At 61.4% G+C, this 1,381-nt stretch carries 1 protein-coding gene; it reads right to left on the bottom strand.

Features of this window, described 5'->3' with window-relative positions; all coding sequences use genetic code 11:
• Window positions 1–50: 50 nt before the first annotated feature.
• The gene (locus ABDX79_RS19640) at window positions 51–1,259 is read right to left on the bottom strand and encodes an IS256 family transposase (RefSeq protein ID WP_346221984.1); all 1,209 of its coding nucleotides are present in this window, start codon (window positions 1,257–1,259) and stop codon (window positions 51–53) included.
• Between the last annotated feature and the right edge of the window lie 122 nt (window positions 1,260–1,381).

The following is a 1,381-nucleotide window of genomic DNA, read 5'->3' as shown; positions in this document are numbered from 1 at the left end:
GGTCACGTCCGTCAAGCTGGTGTAATTTTCTGGGTGGCCTGAGGTCATGATCAGGCGGCTTTCATGGTTGTGATGGTGAGGATCGGATCGATCTCCTCCTTGTCGATCTCTGCGAAGGCCTCGACCATCATGTAGCGGCTTGATGTCTGCCACTCGTCGTTCTGCTCGAAGAGCACGGCGCCTATCAGGCGAACGATCGATGCTTCGTTCGGGAAGATGCCGACGACATCGGCTCTTCGCTTGACCTCCTTGTTCAAACGCTCGATCGGGTTTGTGCTGTGCAGTTTCGTGCGGTGCTGACGGGGGAAGGCCATGTAAGCGAGGACATCGTGTTCGCTCTCGTCCATCAGATCGGCCAGCTTTGGCCACCTTGTCCGCAACTGCTCTGCGACGTGGCGCCAAGTCTCGCCGGCATGCTTTCGGTCGGGTTGTTCGAAGGCCTGCCGAATGGCGGCTGCGACGACGGTATGCTGGCCTTTGGAGACGTGGGCCAGAGCATTGCGCATCCAGTGAACCCGACATCTTTGCCAAGTGGCGTCGAAGACGCGGGCAATCGACGCCTTCAAGCCGCTGTGGGCGTCGCTGATGACCAGCTTCACGCCATCGAGACCGCGGGACTTCAGCGAGCGCAGGAACTCCATCCAGAACGTCTCGGCCTCGGACGGTCCGACGCCCATGCCGATGATCTCGCGTCGGCCTTCGGTATTGGCGGCCACAGCGATTATGGCCGCGACGGAGACGATGCGGCCGCCCTGCCTCTGCTTCAGATAGGTGGCATCGAGCCAGACATAGGGCCAGTCGCCGACGAGCGGCCGGTTCAGGAACTCGCCGACCCGTTCGTCGATGTCCTTGCAGAGCTTGGAGACGGTGCTCTTCGAGATCCCCGATAGGCCCATCGCCTGCACGAGATCGTCGACACGCCGTGTCGAGACCCCGCCGATCCAGGCTTCCTGAATGACGGCAACAAGCGCCTGCTCGGAGGTCTTGCGAGCCTCCAGAAAGCCGGGAAAGTAGCTGCCCTGCCGAAGCTTTGGCACCTTCAGATTCAAGGTGCCGAGACGGGTGTCGAGAGAGCGGTCGCGATAGCCATTGCGCCAGGTCGTCCGCTCGCCGCTGCGTTCGTGGCGTCCGGCGCCGATGAGGCCTTCGACGTCGGCCTCCATGAGGAGCTGCAAGACCGCCTCGGCGATGTTGCGAAGCAAGTCGCCCTGGTCGTGCTTGGCCAGAAGCTCGGAAAGGTCCATGCTGGTCTTGGTCATCGGGGTCTCCGTATGGTTCTCGGTTGAAGTCGCCAAACTCCACCTCGATCATACACCTCGATGGCCACCCAAGATCACACCGGCAGCGCCGGAGAAATTACACCACGTACTCGGACGCTAAC

The organism is Fulvimarina fulva (genome assembly GCF_039652615.1).
Lineage (GTDB): Bacteria > Pseudomonadota > Alphaproteobacteria > Rhizobiales > Rhizobiaceae > Fulvimarina.
The sequence above is the reverse complement of the archived record's forward strand: the minus strand, read 5'-3'. Positions and strand labels throughout refer to the sequence as shown.